Source organism: Aeromonas sp. 603607 (assembly GCF_049171595.1).
GTDB classification, from domain to species: domain Bacteria; phylum Pseudomonadota; class Gammaproteobacteria; order Enterobacterales; family Aeromonadaceae; genus Aeromonas; species Aeromonas veronii.
The window spans coordinates 146,103-163,093 of record NZ_JAAKOV010000012.1; the positions used below are offsets into that span (position 1 = coordinate 146,103).

Below are 16,991 nucleotides of genomic sequence, written 5' to 3' on the forward strand. Positions count from 1 at the left end.
TCTCCAATAGGTAGGTCTCATGTTGTGATCATCCAGAAGTTGGCTGATGTCTCAACCATGAAGCTACCAATGTTATACTTGATTACTCCAAACGGGCTGTCTGTTTTCTGGCCTCTTGTTGAGTACTTCAAAGCTCGCCCAAATACTAGCTTGTCGTGGGCCAGACAAACGTCTAGAGCGCTGGGCCTGCTATATGATTTCTCCGTTGCTGTCGCCGATTTAGGTCTATCAAGACAAGAGCTTTTCCGGCGGTTCTCGCTGTCCCTTTGCCATGGCACTATTGATCCCGAGACCTATCAAGACAAGACAGGTCTTTATTGGGCCCCTGGTTCGGTTTCTGTGCAAAAAAAGATGTGCTCTAGCATAACTAGGTTTATCGCTTGGAAAGATGAAACCAGCAGGAAAGAGGATCCGGTTTTCCTTCGGTATTTAGAAGAAGTCCCACCTAGCCTAAGGAGGCTGCTGACGGCTAGTAAAATAATAGCCAGTAAATCCATGCTATATCACACCAAGGACGTCAACATGCTGGCGGAAGGGTTGGATAAGGCGAGGAAGTTTTTTGGTATGGAATTGGGTAATGATCCACGAGAGTCGATAGGTAACATTCGAACTGTCAACAACTTCCCTTCAGAGCTAATTCCTCAGCTAATAACACATGGCTTTATTCGTGATCCTCATGCAACTGATCCATTTGAACGAGAGGACATAACGGCCAAAATGATCACTATATTGCTTGCAGGCGGTGGGCTTAGAAAAGGGGAACCATTTCATCTCTGGTTTAATGATGTCGTGCCTGAACCTGCTAGAGGGTGCGCAGTAACCTTATTTCATCCCTCAGGCTCACAAACAGGTTTTAGAGGCAACAAACAAACCAGAGAGCAGTACCTAGCTCAGAGGAAAATGTTACCTAGAAATCGGAGTGGTGCTAGCAGAAGTCACCATGCTACTTGGAAATCTCTGGCCGTAGATAAAAAAACGCTGTCAGCGCCTGTTTATTTCATACATGAGTCGTACTCGTTCCTGTTTTGGGAAATGTATTTGCTCTACATGAACCGCTATCGTCCTTCACTAATGAAGAGTTACAAGGCTAATCACGGAACAGAACATCCATTTTTATTTGTATCTAATGGTGAAGATCGTGGGGCAGGCATCAGCTATCGAGGTGCTCCTTACTCAATGGCTGCATTCGATAAATCTTTTGAGAGGGCTCTAGGGCGGTTGGAGAAAAAACTTGGGCGGAAGTTGCCGCGTGGTCGAGATTATGGACTCAATCCGCATGCGTTACGGCACCACGTTGGACATGTAATGGCCGAAGCTGGAGTTGAGCCCCAGATAATTAAGGATGTAATGCACCATCGAACCATTGATGCTCAAGAAGTATACAAAAAACTACCACCAGATAAGGTTCAGAAGATCTTGGCCAGTTACACACTTAGCTCACAACTAAACAATATAGGAATGGTCAAATGAAATTGCGCGGTATCAGTGTAAGAAATGGCAACGCAATTGAACAAAATGATGAAATAACCCTATCTGTGATGATCATTTCTCCTTTTGCTGCATCCAAGGTTTCAAGAGAGGTTGAAAATGCGTTTGAGCGTTTGATAAAAAACTACAAAACGTGTAAATGGATGGTAACGTCTGAATTTTTTTACGCTAGATATGGGCAGTCGTACATGCCCAAAAATTTAAGAAGGCTACTTGTCCCAAAGTCAATAGTAGATAGGCTTGAAAAGGATATAGCCTCTCATGGGGTTGCTAATAGCCCAAAAAGTGAGCAAGCAAGAGCCACTCTCGTCAATAATATTATCACTGCTGCGAGTGAACTTCTTTTTCTGATGGAAAGGGAATACCTTAATGACGTCACTATGGAGGACTGGGAGGAGTTTTTAGCTCCTATAAGAACCGCCGACGGGGACCGGTATATTAATGATCTAAGCATTCATGATAAAGCAGGTTTAAAGGGGGTAGCTCAACTACTAACTTTAATGGTAGAAGGGTATAACTTCTCTAAGGCGATTCACGTAAAACGCTCAGATAAAGTCAACAAAGGCGAGGATCTTCTGGCTAAGCCGCCTGAGCATCTTGTTTCATGGGTTGAGCGTTGGAACCACTATATAGAATCAACTCGTAACTTTACGCTAAAAACTTATCATACTGCATTTCATCGATTTCGTATCTTCTTGGAAGATGTCTATTTTGGCACCCAAATACCATCGCCAGAAGAGTTCTTTAGCTCACAACCACCCGTAGATTTCATAGCATGGTCGGAAGCAAAGTTTCATGAAAAGTTATTTTCCAGTGAGGCCGCTCTCTGCGATTTTGTAAGATACAACACGAACTTTTCCAACTGGTTTATCGAAACCTATTTATCTGACACCGAAGAAAATGGTGATAAATTTTCTGCCGCATACCCATTAGTTCGTCCGCAAGCACTTAAATCTTTTTTTAATTCGCATAAAAGTGATTTGGATGTGCCAGGATCTTCTACCAAGGAGGTTATGCCATTATGGCTTAGAATGAGGTTAAGGGATTTGCTCTCAGGAGAAGATTATGCATGGCCAAAAACATTAAGTAGTGAATATAGTGACCATTTAACAAACGAACTAGGTGAGCCTCTCTGGTTACCTTCAGTTACATATATCTACCTGATGATGTTAGAAATTCCAGTTCGGCGTATCCAGTTGCTACGGTGTGATTCTGGAGAGGGCGATACTAAGCAATTCTCACCAGAGTTAAATAAATGGATTGCAAATAAATCAAGTACCGCTAATTTTTGGAAAAACGATCCTAAAGCTAGAGTTTATGACCGTGGTTTACTGAGAGAATCTCGCTCATTTGAAGAAAGTGACCAGAATCTGGTTCTTTACATAAACTCCAATAAAACAGCAGACAAAGATGTGGGGTTTAGTGAATTCTCTGGTTATGAAATTCCTTGGAAGCATCCCGAAATAATCCGTCTGGCAACAGAGTTAAGAGCATGGCAGGAAAAGTATAATCCGTGTTACAATCCTGTCTCTGCCAGAGAAATTCCAGATTCTGTATTTCCTCAAACAGCCAATCAGGCTATCGCAGATAGTATTCCTGACCGTTTTTATCTTTTCCGTTCGGGCATAAACTCGAAACGAAGTGCTGCAACTAGCATGGTCCCTCCAACTGAGCGTTCTCTAGTTCAGTATTGGAATCTGGCAATGGCTGAACTGGAAAAACAGCTTAATGAAGAGGGACTGGATATCCAACTTGTTCTTAATTGGAATGAGGTTGGACAACCCCAATTAGTATTCTTTACACCTCACGGATTAAGGGTTGCGGGACTAACCTCACTGGCAGAACAAGGGGTTCCAATTGATGTGCTTAGTAAGCTTGTTGCTGGGCACAAAAGCTTGACCATGACCCTCTATTACATAAAACATTCGGTAGCTCACGTCACAGAAATACTGAATGAGGCCAGTCACAATATCCTGCTAAGGGAACAGGAAGACTTTGCTCGGTGGATTAAGAGTTCTTCGTGGGATGAGGTGAAAAAATATGCAGCATACAATAGTGAAGATGCTGCAATCGCATTAAGCAGAAATTGTACTGCCATTGTCGGTATTTGGAATGCAACCCATCTAGGAATTTGCCCATACGGTGGTACGAGGTGTTACGATGGTGGAGAAGTTATTCGTAAAAATGGGAAAACTAATACTTATGGAGCGGTTTCAGATAAAGACTGTATTAATTGCCGTCATTTCATTACCGGTTCTCCTTGGAAAATGGAGTTGATAGTACACGGAAACAAATTACTACTTGAGATAGAGAAAAAGATAAAGGCAACTCAAGATGCCACCGAAAATGTGAATAAACTTCAGGTTAATTTGAGAACCGCCGTGAAGGCTGGAGAAAAGCCTGATGCAAAATTGAGGACTGATATTAACAAATTACACTCAATAATTGAGCGCCTTAGTAATGAAACAGATACTCTGATCCGTTCGCTTCATGCGACTCATAATCTCATCAGTAAAATTCGTCAGATACCAGATGGAAGTCCTGAAGGGGGGATTGATCTTGTTGTGCACTCACAAAGCCACTTCGATATAGAATATGCTGAGTCACCTAGCAATTTCAAAACACTAGATCTCGTTGTTCAGGCTAGCAGAATTTATATCAATGACCGTGATGAAAACTATGAGCGAGAACGTGATGAGGTGATGAATATTATCCTTCTAAACAACGGATATAAGCCGCTCATGATGCTACCGCTGACAATAGATGAAAAACGGAGAGTCGCAGATAGCCTGGCAAAACTGCTTGTAACTAGAGCCACAGGAGAGGAGATAGTAGCATTGCAATCAGGTAGTGTGACCCTAGAAGAGCTTGGCTTTACCCCTAGTATGCCGCGTGAAATGGCAAGACTACAGTTATCTAGTCAGATTTTGCACAAGGAAAATGATCAATGACACCCGTAACAATTAGCCAAGTAGAGGATTTGTATCAGGAATTATCAAAAAATAGAAAAGCAGACCAAAGGAAAATGCTTGCGAATATCCATGAGGTTTGTGCAAAGCTGGTAAAACAGGGTTCAACGCCTTCTGCTGCATCTGTAGTAAAAATATTAGGAACACAAGGGTATAAGATCTCGACTAGAACAATTTACAACAAACGTAATGGCCAAAATCCTTATCCCATTTTAATCGATGCTTGGATAGAGGTTCTGGCGGCGAAGAAGGTTAAGATTACTGAGACAATTGATAATGGAGTAATCCAAATTGATGAACAAGATCTAGCAAAAATTAGTGATCCAGTTCTTCAGCATAAAATGATGATATTCATTGGCCAAGTCCGCTCGCTAAAGGCTCAAAATGACGCATTGAGAAACATCGAGAAATTACCAGTTGTATCTATGGATATAGGGACTACTAATTTGGTAGCAACAATATTGAGTGAGTTGAATCGGGAAGTTATCTCAAACCTGCTCAATCAATCTAACCCGAGTTTGTCTTTCAACAATGATGGGTGTCTGATAGCTAAGCGGCCGATTCCAGCAGGAACAGTACTTTCAGATCCAGGATTAGCAGAGGCGTTGGAAGCAATTCTGGACAGTCAAGATTTAGACTATAAGCAGAAATGACTTGTACAGTTCTAGTTATCACAAGACACCGACCTCAAACCGGAGTCTTGTTTTGGCTACTTTCGGGCATACTGCCATTGGCATCAATTTTAGAGCCTATTCAATGTGCTGTAGGGTACGGCCCCTCGATCATCTAGCATAATGGTCAGTCCGCTTCTACAAATCCTCTAAAGTTCAATGAGCTCGCCTGGTTAGGAAGTAATCGATATCCCCTTTGCAACCGAGCAACCTGTCGAGACAGCCATTGCTTACATAAGTCTGATGATTGCGTAGAACTGCTAACTGCCATCGCTGACTACCACCACTTCTTAAGTGGGTCATCAAAATGGCAATCTCTTCTAGCCTTGTTCATTAACTCCCTTTTCTCTTGTTCATTCAAACTAACCAAATTATTTGAAACTACATTAAAAAACAGTTCAGGATGAAGAATGTAGTTTGTTGAATCAAGAAATTCTTGATTTACACGAAGTGATAGGTACTCAAACCGTTCTACGAAGCGCTCGTAAACTGAGCCACTTTTATCGTTATTTTTTCTAGCTTTGTTCGCAAGAACCTCTATCTCTCGCGTCAAGAATGAGTTAACCAGCTCAGCCTGGGCAGGAGCATTTGCACACAATGTTTTAAATGAATCAACCCACCACCGCTTAAACGGAATAGAGGAAAATGCACAACTACCGCCAAGCCAGGGTGACCGATATCCAATCTCTAAATTTCGAGTCGCCTTGTTTGAAGACAAAGGGAAAAATTTTTCAATACTATCGAGTCGTGAGCTGAGACTGAAGCCTGCTGTCCCCTCTGCTTCGTATACCTCACCAGTGTTGTAGCTGCCAATATGGTGGTATAGAACCGTACCAAAGGGGGCGCTACGTTGGTCTTCTACTAACTGGTATAAAGCAAAAGACCTACAATCTCCCAGATCCCACCCAACTTTTAAATCTTCACACAGGCTAGCGTTGGTAGAAAACGTACTATTGAATTCATTTATGATTTCGGAATACGTATCCATATGTTCCCCTACCTTAACTCACGTAATTAGCTATCATAAGCCTGCCTTGACCTTGATGGTAACCTTGCACTGGTCATCCTTAATCCCATAACCAGTACATCCCCAAAAGTCACCATACTGACCATTACGGATTTTCATTGGTCGTCCGCACTCAGGGCATATTTTAATTTTGCAACCACAAAGCGAATTATTGCAAACACTCTCATTCCTTGTATCGATTGAGGGTGAGTGGCATTTTTCACACACTCTAGCCTTTCCTACAGGACAGCCAAAACCTGTGCTACAAGCATAGAAATCACTATACGGCCCCTTGACCAACCTTAGATAGCCATCTGTACAGTATGGGCACTTGAACCTTTTTTTTGATTCCTCACTGAATGCTTTTGAAACAACATTTATCTTGTATTTTGGCGAGAGTAACTCCGTCACAAAATCGGATGGTGCTGTAGGATTGGCAATAATGTAGACTTTCTTCCTTGCTCGGGTAATGCCTACATACAGGAGACGCCTTTCCTCAGAATGAGGATATGGGTCTAGAGATGGCAGCAGGGATTCAACTATAAGGTTGTCTTTATTTTCATTAGGGAATCCCATCTTTCCTTGAAAGAAGCCGATTAAAATTACATAGTCTGCCTCTAACCCCTTAGATTTATGGAAACTCCAGAAGTTAACATTGCGCAAATTATTCGTCTGTTTTAATGCACTATTAGCCTCATTTAAAAGATAGTTATAACGAGCAATAACGGCGATGCTTCCAGTCGCATCATTTTTTCTAATCTTTTGAACAACCTCAGCGACTCTTTTATTCAAACCTCCTTTTTCTGGGGATTTGTCATCAAGCAGATAAATCTGTGAATCCTCAACCACAGTATGCGTTTCTATATACTTTTTATACTGTTCAGGATTTTCCATAATGAACTGACCAGCAGTATCAGCAATACTATTGTTATAGCGGAAGGTCTTTTGTAGCTTAGTAAGCGTATAGCTACCAACGATTTCACCAAAGCGAGTTGTTAGCTCTAACTTTCCACCATTAAATCTATAAATTGACTGCCAATCATCACCAACGACAGTTAGTGATGGCTGTGGCCCATTTTTAATGATGGTCTGGATGAACTCCATTCGAGCTGTTGATATATCCTGGAACTCATCAACCAGTATGTATCGCCATTCAGGAATATATTTTCCAGCATTAACCTCTTGAATTGCTCTGATTATCATGTCATCAAAATCAATTGCATTCTGTTCTCTGAGCTCACTGATATATGCATGATGAAGCAAATCCAAGATTTCTGAGAGCTTCTTGGAATGATGCACTCCAGTAGTCTCGAACCTACTCTGTATGGACTCTTTCGTGAGGCGTTCAACTCGAATGGATTGGAGGGCTTTTGTCAAAAGCTCACCCCAGCCTGTGATATGACCCATATCACGCAGCTTGTTGAACAGTTCATCAGAAGATAATGGATTAAGAACGACACCATTATCTAACAGCTTTTTCTTGAGGTTTTCCAGTAAAACACCCTCTATCCATTCATAATGGAATGTCTCAATTAAAACAGTTTCACATTCATTATGCAGCATTCTTTTATTATTAATGGACTGATTATAAGAAACACGATCTATATCCGGCCTGGTTCTTCCATTACGGTCTATACCAAAATGTTCAATATAAAGTTCAGGTTCTATGATTTTAAAGTCTGGGCGATAGTCAAAACCAATATCGATGCGCCGTTTGGTCACATATGGAGACTCATACTTATACTCAACACCATTCTCATAAAGGAAATTTGCTATAAGGAGTTCCTGGTAACCCTTAACGAGATCACTGTTGAGGGTTCTAAATTCGTTGTCCCTGATATACGCTTCATATTCTGATTTCGACTTAAAATCAAAAGGGTTAACGGGTTCTGGGAACATGTTTATAAAGTCATAAATTCTATCGATATCTGATGATAAATACTCTTCAAGCCATGAGGTGACCCATAATTTTAGCTTTACGTCATCCTCAGTAAAAATAGATATATTGGTATCAACGTTTGAATTACGTAGAATCATCCTTCCTAACGCATGGAAAGTAGCAATATCTGGAGTCGATTCTAGCTCAATATTAGACTTCTTAGCTTTATCTTCTAGGCGTTCACTTAGTTCGCCCGCAGCAGTCTTATTATATGCAAGAACCAAGATCTCCGATGGCTTCGCTAATCCTCGGTCTATCAAATCGAGGGTCTTAGCAACCATGACGGATGTTTTTCCAGTACCAGCTGCTGCAAGTACCATATTCCTATCATTTGAACGTAATACGCCTAAACGCTGTTCATTAGTTAATGGATTTGATTCTACTACATCAAAGAACTCTTTTCTTTTTATAAGTTGATACTCTTCGTGCTGCTCGCGTATGTAGTCAATATTAAGAGGATGGTATGATATTAGGTTTTTTACCTTCTCTATTAGTTCAGGATTTAAATATCTTTCCCATTGTTCGCTCTGGGCCTCATAGTCGCGGCTCAATGACATACATATCTGAGCAAGATTGATCACCCAAGAATCTCTTGGGTACTCGTCAAAAGCAAGACTATTAAACTCAGTAACTTTCTGCTCTATTGTTGTTGTAATGTGTTTTGCTATTAAAGTATTTAGCGACTCAACGAAGCTATCTGAATCAGCGCATCTAATAAATTTGTGTTTCTTAGTCTTACTTCCAATTTTGTAGGTAAGTATTCCGCCTAGGAGTTTTCGTTCAAAAGTTGCAAAACTCCTGAAATCGGATGCAGAGTCATTTTCTAAAATAGTATCTTTTTTTGAGGATACTAAATTATCTCCCTGCACAACAATAGTATCTGAGCCAAGGATTTTCCCAATGAAGTTAAATGAGAGCTTGGCTATGGAATCATTCATTAACAACTCTCTAATTAATGCGTCATGCGACTTATTTACTTGCCCACAAGTTGTGGTGCCAAATGAGTGATATCGTAACAGATTACAGGCGTTGTTTGGTCACAAACCTATGAGTAGAGAAAACTAGATGAGAGGGCGATCACACGGAGCTGCATCTAAGTTGTGGTTTGGGCTTGTGAAGACCTGGTGTTGTTTGACCTCAAGAGCATGTGACATAGCGTACAAGTCCCATGGGACTGGCAACAATGTAGCGCTCCATGCGGCCAAGTTGGCGACAAGCGGGAAAGCAGCTGGCTAGAGTTATGGTTGTATACAAGTTGATAGGGTTTGGTATGCCTGTTCTCAAGCCAGTGAATAAAGGGGGCAACTGATTGGGTAAGGGTGATCTGACTTCGATTTTGATAAACAACGTTGAGTTGTATTCGGTTCTTACTAGTGGTTTGATATGTGTATCAATTAGCTCATGTATTCTAAACACATCTTCATTATGGAGCACACAAATGGCATCACCGTCAATAGAGGTTTTCCCCGTAGGTAACGGAGACATGACCTTAATCACCACTAAAAATAACAAAAAGATTTTGATTGACTGCTATCGAAGAGCAGGTAAAGAGTACGATTACCTAGAAGATCGTCTGAGAGAGCGCCTGAACACTGACGAGGATGGCCGCCTTTATGTGGATGTGTTTGTTCTTACCCACCCTGATGCAGACCACATAACCGGATTTGACACCATGTTCCATACTGGTGTTCCAGATGGCTGGAGTGATAAGTCCAACAAAATTATCATCAACGAAATTTGGTCATCACCTCGTGTATTCCGCCGAGCGACAGCAAAAGGGGCAGATGGCAACAACCCCCTTTGTGATGATGCCCGAGTATTCAATACAGAAGCTAAGCGTCGAGTTCAACTCTATCGGGATAGCAAGCACATTGGCGATGCAGGCAATCGTATTATCATCCTTTCTTCAGATGAAGATGGCAAAACAGATGATATCCAGCCAATTGTTGCCGATCTTTATACATTGTTCGGTGATATGTCCGGTATAGATGACAACTCTCTTAATGCTTTCTTGCTTGCTCCTGCCGATAAACAGGAGGTTGCCGAAGACGAAGAAGAGCTTACAAAGAACAACTCCAGCGCAATCATTCGCTTTGACTTGACTAATACTATCTACAATGACGAACTTGCTTGCAATATCACCCACACGCACTCAGTTCTCATCGGCGGCGATGCAGAAGTTAAGTGCTGGGAAGTTCTTCATGACAAACTGAAGGCTACGGGTCAACTTGATGAGCTTGCCTATGATGTTCTTCTGGCTCCACACCACTGCTCTTGGCGCTCACTCTCTAATGACAGCGAATCGCAATGCGAAGATCCTCAACTGAATGAGTCCGCCCATGCTGCCTTGAGCTTCGCAAACCCAAGCGCATTAATTCTATGTAGCAGCCAAGAATTTGGTGAAAAGACACCTCCATCACAACGTGCTAGGGATGAATACGAAAAAATTCTTAAGGACAAAAAAGGAGGCGAGTTTTTGGCCGTAGTGGAGCAAGGTGAGGATGCTGATGGCAATCCGAATTCACTCATGATCACTTTCACTGAAGGCAAGCCAAAGAAAACAAAAAAAACACAAAAGCGTGACTTCTCGACGGTTGCTAACCCCGCAGCGGTTTCTAAGAGCGGAAAAAGTACGTATGCCTAATGTTCAGCTGACCTCAATTGAGGTACTAAGCGAGTACCTTTCTGACAGGTATTCGGCTGAGCGACTATCTGAAGGAGAGTTGCGGGGCTTGGGGATTACCTCAAGCCCCTATGCAGCCAGTTGGCGTATCCAAACTGACATCAGGCACCCAGACTGTGGTAATGAGATTCAATTGATTGTTGCGGCTAGACCTACTTTTCCCTTCAGTGTTCCGCACATCTATACTCACCCCAAACTGGAAGTCTTAAAGTACCCTCATGTTGAAGAGCAAGGTAGGCTTTGTGTATGGGGGGATGAGGTTTCCTTTGACCCGCAAGACATTGCTTATGTTGAACACCTAATCAACGATAGTCACTCTTTGGTAGAAAAAACAATCTCAGGTGAACTCGATGAGGACTTCTACACTGGTTTGTTAAGTTACTGGGCTCGTTCTTATACCCCCTCACCAAAGGAAGAGAAGGCTACCTGTTTATGTAACGTCAAGATCCTTACATCTAGACAGGTTCATGTAGCTTATGACAGCACCAAAGGCGTCATATTTGCTGACACCAAAGATGAGCTCAATGCTTGGCTGAAAAACATTGGCCTCAAGCCGAGCCACAAACACTGTTCTACCACACTCCTTATTAATCTGACTGAAGCTTGGCGGCCATCGGAATATCCAACGACACTTGGTAATATTTTGTCGATACTGGAAGCCCAATGTGTCAATCACAACCAAGCGTTAGATGCAATCGCATGTATCTTGGGTTCTAGTCTCAATAATCCTGCATTCTTAGTACAAACCAATACAGTCAACGGTGCAATTATCACTGCGATGAGGTGCGTGGGTGGCATTAGTACAAGAGGTCATGCCGGACAAGAAAATCTGCCCAAAGCAAAAGCTGGAAATGGTTTTAGAGATAACCGTATCCCTTTACAATACCTAAAAGCTAGATGTTCGCAAATTGCTATCCGTGGAATAGACGTAGAACGCAGAGACGCATCATGGGTTCTAGGTAGAGACTCGAACCCATGCCTCCCAATAACCAGTGCAACTACTATTGGTATTATCGGGCTTGGCTCTGTAGGTTCAAGTCTTATCCCTCTACTTATTAAAGCTGGGTTCAGTCAGTTTGTTTTATGTGATGGTGACTCGCTTGAGGCTGCAAATGTCGGCAGACACCTTCTTGGCATGAACTACATAGGCACCAATAAAGCGGAAGCTTGCAAAAGTTATATTCAGAAGAGCTACCCATGGGTAAATGTTTTGTATGCAGGGTGTCGTAAATGGTTTGACGACGAGAAGGCTATAGAAGCACTTACAACAAAATGTGATTTGGTCATAAGTGCAACAGCAGAATGGGCATCAGATAAAGCCATACAGGAAATGATAGAAAATGACAGACTATTATGTAGTGTTGTCTTCTGTTTTACCGAAGCACATGCTGTAGCTACCCATTGCTATGTAAATATGGCCGGTAGCTTTAGCTATGGGTCTCTATTTGATAACACAGGGAAACTCCAAGAGAGCTGCGCCAAGTTTGACCATCAAACCACTAAGAAAACACATTTTTGTGGTGGCGTATTCCAGCCATACGGCGGTGTAGAACTTAGCTTCGGGCATAGCATGATAGCTGAAACTGTCACTGAGCTTGCTTGTGAAGGCATTTATGAAGATTGCTATCGTGTATGGGTAGGGAGCCGAAAGCTTCTGCAATCAGTAGATGGCACATGGAATCCAGGTTGGGAAGAAAAGTATGGAGAGATTGGCGATGGCTCTAGAATCCTCAGCGTTATCTAGTCAGGCTGCGTCTATTGAGTTCACATCCCTCTCTTTACATGGGCTATCAGTGAATTTTTCGGAAAACGCGATCAACCAATTATACCAGCACAAACAAACTGGTAAAAAAGATGAAGCTGGTGGTTTTCTGTTTGGAGAAATCGATTCCGGTGTGGTGACGGTCTTATCTGTATCCTCCCCCAGCAGCGCTGATAAGAGGTCTCGCTTTGGCTTTTCATGGAATAAACGAGAAGCCAACAAAACAATACAGGAGAGATTCAATATGGGATTACACTACCTCGGTGATTGGCATACTCACCCTTGTTGTAATCCAACCCCTTCTTGGGATGACACCCAATCGATCCGAAGTACCTTTCTAGAATCTGAACATCAGCTTAATTATTTCATCATGCTGATTCTTGGAACTGCGGGGATCGAACAAAGTTATGTCGCTTTAACCGACGGTAAAAAGGAATATCGATTTAATGCAAAATGAAATTATACAAGAGCAGCTAAACACCAGAAAAGAGCTGCCCATACAACCGAAAGCCTACACAAAAAGAGATTTTTTCTGTGCTATCGCTGTTGGCATCTATCTTCTTTTGCTACTAATGCCTTCCATTGGGTACTGGTACATGGTCACAACTAATGCCCCCCCTCCTTGGGTTGTGTCGATTAAGCAAGTTATCGAGTGCGTGCTGGTAGCAGTTAGTGGTGGCGTACTGTATTGCTTGCGGGCGGTGTATTTGAATTATAGTGTCAGAAAGCAATGGGATGAGGTCTGGGTTGTTTGGTATTTATTACGACCATTTGCGTCAGGCCTGATGGGTTTCGCCACTTATTTGATTATCTCTGCTGGTCTTGTGGCTGTTGGTTCGCCTTCAGCTGAGCACCCAGAGAAATTACTTTATGTCCTATCATTTTTTGCAGGTCTGAATGTAGATGGATTTTTGAAAAAATTTGAGGGACAGGTGTCCAGTTCGGTAAAGGTTAAGGAAAGCAGACAAACACAAGGTTCGTAACCTTCAGCCAAACGTTGCTTGACCTTAACCTCTTGCCGCCCACCACCTAGGGTGGGTAAAGCTCTATCGGCACACGGCAAGTGATGAAGATTGCAACTGATGCTGACTATCGCAGTTACCTCTCACTCACCTACGAAGGCCAAGACCAAGCGTATGACCCAGTGAACCCTGTTGTTCGGCATACCAGAGAATATATGTGGTATTTATGATGTATATACAACATTTATTATTTCCACCATGATATGTGCATCGTATGTACAGATCTAGTTATCACCTTACACAAATCTAAAACTGGTGTCTTTTTTACGCTACTTTCGTGCGCCCTTCCTTTGGTATCAATTTCAGAGTCTTCCACCGTACTGCATCCATTCCCCCTCCCTGATTACCAGTCCGCTCCTACGCACCCTCTAAAGCTCAATGAGCTCACCTGGGGAGTGGTCATACATCTAAATCCAATTGGAACTTGACGAAGTTCAAAACAATCAAATGTAAGTGTATGATTTTTCATGAAAGTGTTGTAACTACTGATGTAGTTAAAGCATCCAATTTAACTGAATAAACTGATGTGCTTTTATACATAGATCCATTTGTGGGTAGGATAGAGATGGCAAGAATCCTGATGACTCGCGCCCTTGACGACAACGGCCATATAGTTGATGTCAAAGAGGTTGTGAGTGGCAAAGGATGCAATTGCACATGCATAGGTTGTCAGGGCGTTGTCTGGGCAATGAAGGGGCAAGTTAAAGCCCATTATTTCTCTCATGAGCCTAATTCAGTCGAACAGAATGCCTGTACCTGGAAGCCGGAAACGGAAATACATATCCTAGCTAAAGAGGTTTTAGCAACGGATAGGCAGTTGTTACTGCCTATTGGAACTATAAATCCAATACATCAAAATATAGCCTTTGATGAGATGGTATGTGAGGTTTATGAAGGCAGAGTTATACCTGATGTTATTGGGTTCATCGAGGGAGAGAAGGTTCTCATCGAAATTGCAGTTACGCATTTTTGTGATCGAGGGAAAGTTAAAGAATTAAAGAGGGTGAATGCAACCTGCATTGAACTTGACCTGAGTGGATTTCGTGTGAAAGGAGAGATAATATCAAAAGAAGAGATAAGAGATTATCTAAAAAAATGCCCCAAAAAATGGGTGTCTGTAGCCCCTGTAGGCAACTTCTCCGAAATGATTTACTCCCATAATAGACAACAATTATTATCTTTACAGCATCAGTATTCATCTTTGAGTTCAAAGCACCAGACAGAGGTTAAAAAACTTAATGCAGAATTCGAAGCGATAAAAAATACGCGCGAATCAGAACTAAGCGATATGCAAAGAGTGATTCAACAGTCTCGGCATGCAGAAGGCAAGGCTAACGCCATTTTAAAAAGATGGGAGAGAGTGTTAAAAGAAAAAGAGTCGTCCATTTTAGAGGCACAGGAAAAAATAATCCTATTGGAAGATCAATACAGAAGCTTTGAAATGGAATTGAAAGACCGTCTCTATCATATACAATATGAAGTTGATCAAAAGCAAGATTTACTACGTGACCTTCTTAATTTAGATGAACTTAAGGCAGAGTTTTATTCACAGGTTGATGATATAAATAGAACAATTAAAGCTAAAGAGGCTCAGCTTGATGCTGGTGAAGTCGAAATACGTAGGCGTTCAGCCTCCTTAGACCTAATACAGAAGAATTTAAATGATAGCCTCATCTCGCTGCAAGAACGAGAAGAGGCTCTAACAGAAAAATCAAAAGACTTGGCAAGCATCATTGATATTAAAGCAAGAGAGCTGGCTAAAGTAATGTTTGAGCAGTTGTTGAAAGAAAAATCAAATGAGATAAAAGCACTAGAGGAAAAAGAAAGGAAAGCAAAAAAAGATATTGATGATTTAAGGCGAAAATATAGTTCATATATCAAAATTCCATGATTTTCAAATACTGATTGTGTAGGTGTGGTTCTCACCTGAAAACCATTTTTTATCTAACCATTGACTGACAGCACTTGATCTCAAGAGCACGCCACATAGCGTACAAGCTCTATGGGCTCTATGGGCTCTATGGGCTCTATGGGACAGCAACAATCAAGCCTCATGCTGCCGTGTATGGCGACAAGCGGGAGAGTTCGGCGTATCAACGTTCAGCACCATCCTTGACGATACAGAAAACCAGAAATTTCTACGTTAGTAGGTTTACGAAAGCGCATACGTATGCCAATATTTTCTTGTGAAGATGTTAGTGTTGCTGACTAATCGCCGCACTATGGTTTATATCAGTATAATAGAGAGGTGAAATTGCCATGAAAAGGATTCTTCTAATACTCATCTCTTTTATTATATCTGTCGATGTAACTGCAAAAGAGACAATCCATTGGGTTCAATATGATATCCCTCCATTTTATATTAAGGATGGTAGCTATTCAGGTAGAGGTGTGGTTGATGTTACTGACGCTATGATCAGAGCTGAATTGCCCCAGTATAACCATGTGATCATATGGGCTAACATCGCCAGGATCCGGCATATGATGGAGCAAGGACAGAAAGTTGTTTGTGGAAATATGATAAAGACACCTGAAAGAGAGAAGTATCAAACATTTTCTACTTTTCATAAAACACTATCAACTGCACCACATGTAATCATACCATCCAGTGAGCTTAACACTTATAAGCAGTATATAATTGATGGAGACGGTGTTGATTTGCTTCGGTTGATTCAATCGAAGGATAAACTTGGCTATTTCATAGCATCTCGTTCATATGGAAGTAAATTTGACCTCGCAATTAAAGATAAAACAAATAAGAGAGTTAACTACTCTCTCAATGCTCCGATGGGTAATGTCCTGGATATGCTATTAAAAGATGTAAATGGTTTTACCGTCGCATACCCAGAGGAAATTATCTATTACACAGAAAGTAAGTTTGGGTATGGCTCATCAACAGTATCTGATTTAAATAAAAAGGCTTATCTAGGGAAGTTCAAAGTTCTTCCGATAGCTGGACAGCCAAAAGAAATATCAACTTATGTTGCTGCACCGAAAACTGAGTGGGGTTATAGAGTTATATCTGATATCAATGAAGCGCTATCAAAGTTAAAATCTAATCCAGCATATATTAATGAAGGCTATATGTGGCGTGACTTACCTAACCATGATATGCGTTAGGGAAGGTGCGAACAAGTCCCTGATATGAGATCATGTTTGTCATCTGGAGCCATGAAAAAGGGTTCATCATGAGTCATCAGCTCACCTTCGCCGACAATGAATTCAGCAGTAAGCGCCGTCAGACCAGAAAAGAGATTTTCTTGTCCCGCATGGAGCAGATTCTGCCATGGCAAAACATGGTGGAAGTCATCGAGCCGTTTTACCCCAAGGCTGGTAATGGCCGGCGACCTTATCCGCTGGAAACCATGCTACGTATTCACTGCATGCAGCATTGGTACAACCTGAGCGATGGCGCGATGGAAGATGCTCTGTACGAAATCGCCTCCATGCG

General features: G+C 41.8%; 12 protein-coding genes. 10 read left to right on the plus strand and 2 right to left on the minus strand.

Features of this window, described 5'->3' with window-relative positions; genetic code table 11:
• Positions 1-69 precede the first annotated feature (69 nt).
• From G5315_RS13110 to gmtX, 3 genes are read left to right on the plus strand one after another with little or no spacing between them, the layout of a single operon-like run.
• Positions 70-1,470: a tyrosine-type recombinase/integrase gene (locus G5315_RS13110; protein WP_164091218.1), complete on the plus strand. Its 1,401-nt coding sequence runs from the start codon at positions 70-72 to the stop codon at positions 1,468-1,470.
• Positions 1,467-4,439 carry a VPA1269 family protein gene (locus tag G5315_RS13115; protein WP_182927755.1) on the plus strand — a complete coding sequence of 991 codons (2,973 nt, stop codon included), beginning with the start codon at positions 1,467-1,469 and terminating at the stop codon, positions 4,437-4,439. The genes G5315_RS13110 and G5315_RS13115 overlap by 4 nt, the downstream gene beginning before the upstream one ends.
• The gene (gene gmtX / locus G5315_RS13120) at positions 4,436-5,110 is read left to right on the plus strand and encodes a gamma-mobile-trio protein GmtX (protein WP_236319824.1); all 675 of its coding nucleotides are present in this window, start codon (positions 4,436-4,438) and stop codon (positions 5,108-5,110) included. Before G5315_RS13115 ends, gmtX begins: the two co-directional genes overlap by 4 nt.
• 295 nt (positions 5,111-5,405) lie before the next feature.
• On the opposite strand, the gene G5315_RS13125 is transcribed toward gmtX, so the two are convergent.
• The gene (locus tag G5315_RS13125; protein WP_376901216.1) at positions 5,406-6,116 is read right to left on the minus strand and encodes a hypothetical protein; all 711 of its coding nucleotides are present in this window, start codon (positions 6,114-6,116) and stop codon (positions 5,406-5,408) included.
• Positions 6,117-6,149: 33 nt separating this feature from the next.
• Positions 6,150-9,011 (minus strand): UvrD-helicase domain-containing protein, encoded by a 2,862-nt coding sequence (locus tag G5315_RS13130; protein WP_376901215.1) that lies wholly within the window; start codon positions 9,009-9,011, stop codon positions 6,150-6,152.
• A 545-nt stretch (positions 9,012-9,556) separates the two neighbouring features.
• On the opposite strand from G5315_RS13130, the gene G5315_RS13135 reads away from it, so the two are divergent.
• The 7 genes from G5315_RS13135 to G5315_RS13165 all read left to right on the plus strand — a co-directional run.
• A complete protein-coding gene (locus G5315_RS13135; RefSeq protein ID WP_376901214.1) occupies positions 9,557-10,717 on the plus strand; it encodes a hypothetical protein in 1,161 nt (386 codons plus the stop codon).
• 88 nt (positions 10,718-10,805) lie between these two features.
• On the plus strand, positions 10,806-12,500 hold the full coding sequence (locus tag G5315_RS13140) for a ThiF family adenylyltransferase (protein ID WP_421333168.1): 1,695 nt from the start codon (positions 10,806-10,808) through the stop codon (positions 12,498-12,500).
• Entirely contained in the window at positions 12,472-12,975 is a 504-nt protein-coding gene (locus G5315_RS13145) for a Mov34/MPN/PAD-1 family protein (protein WP_376901212.1), read from the plus strand. Before G5315_RS13140 ends, G5315_RS13145 begins: the two co-directional genes overlap by 29 nt.
• Positions 12,965-13,501, plus strand: a complete 537-nt coding sequence (locus tag G5315_RS13150) for a hypothetical protein (protein WP_159158219.1) — start codon at positions 12,965-12,967, stop codon at positions 13,499-13,501. Before G5315_RS13145 ends, G5315_RS13150 begins: the two co-directional genes overlap by 11 nt.
• A gap of 604 nt (positions 13,502-14,105) precedes the next feature.
• A complete protein-coding gene (locus tag G5315_RS13155; RefSeq protein WP_376901211.1) occupies positions 14,106-15,431 on the plus strand; it encodes a hypothetical protein in 1,326 nt (441 codons plus the stop codon).
• A 368-nt stretch (positions 15,432-15,799) separates the two neighbouring features.
• Complete coding sequence (locus tag G5315_RS13160) at positions 15,800-16,660, plus strand: TIGR02285 family protein (protein ID WP_421236048.1); 861 nt, start codon at positions 15,800-15,802, stop codon at positions 16,658-16,660.
• A gap of 68 nt (positions 16,661-16,728) precedes the next feature.
• Positions 16,729-16,991 (plus strand): transposase (locus G5315_RS13165; protein WP_421333169.1); only part of this gene is annotated, 263 nt, incomplete at its 3' end.